The 1,020-nt window shown below is 29.2% G+C and carries 1 pseudogene; it reads right to left on the bottom strand.

The features are described 5' to 3' along the window. A pseudogene (locus BLV79_RS12365) lies at positions 1-936 on the bottom strand (type VII secretion protein EssC); the annotation flags it as partial. Positions 937-1,020: the final 84 nt, after the last annotated feature.

A 1,020-nucleotide genomic window follows, 5' to 3' on the forward strand; every position in this document is an offset into this window, starting at 1 on the left:
GGATTCTAAGTTATTTTCAGCATTATTATTCAAATAATTCTGGACCTCTGTGTTTTCTTCATTAACAACTATTCTTGTATTACTTTCAGGAAGCGGCAACTTCTTATAGAGGTTAAATCTCTTGTTTTTTCGCTCTCCTTCTTCTATTAACAAACGACCTTTTTCGCTATTTTCAAGTAAAACAATTGTGTTAATGTATTCTGGCAGATTGGCTTCATTTTCTGTTGTATAAATTACGCTACAACCTAAATCCATTTCCATCTCTTGCAAATATTCCATGATTGGATGATTCAAAATAATCTTTGGTTCATTAATTACAAAAAGAAAATATGGTTTAAATATATGATCTTTTTTATCTTCTTCTAAGATTTGTTTTCTTTCCTTTAAAATCTGCTGGAGGGAACTTAAAGTCTCTTTTCCGCTGGCTGAACAAATGCGACCACTTACATTTATTGAATGTATTTTCAAATGTGGATACCACTTTATATATTCAAACTCTTTTTCATACTTTGCATCATTTATAAATACAATTTCTAAATCATGATAACTATGAAAAAATGTAATCTGTGCAAGTAATCGTTTTAGTTTTTTATTTACATTTTCCTTGCTTCCTACTAGGCCTAAGTTTGCTTTTCTTAAGCTTACTGAAAGCGGAATGTTTTTCATCTTTTTAAATTCTTTTACAGTGTCCTTAGCCTTGATTTCTAAGTCATCTTTTTCAACTGTAAGTTCATCTCTTGCATACTTAATATCAAGTGCAGAATTTCCATCAAAATATCCCATACAAACTTCTAAAAAATCATCATCTATTAAATTTCTTTCATAAAGTCTTGCGCTTTTTTCTTCAACCATCTGCAAAACATCTTCCGTCGTTGGGCTTATATACTCATATGCAATCTTCTCCTCTAGTTGTTTTTTTATTATTTTTTTTCTCATTTTTAGAAGATAATCTATGTAAACTTTTTTTCTTCTTGTATTGTATTCTTTGGTCTTTTTCTTATCTTTGAAAAAACGTTTAAC

The sequence above is a fragment of the Lachnobacterium bovis DSM 14045 genome (assembly GCF_900107245.1).
GTDB classification, from domain to species: domain Bacteria; phylum Bacillota; class Clostridia; order Lachnospirales; family Lachnospiraceae; genus Roseburia; species Roseburia bovis.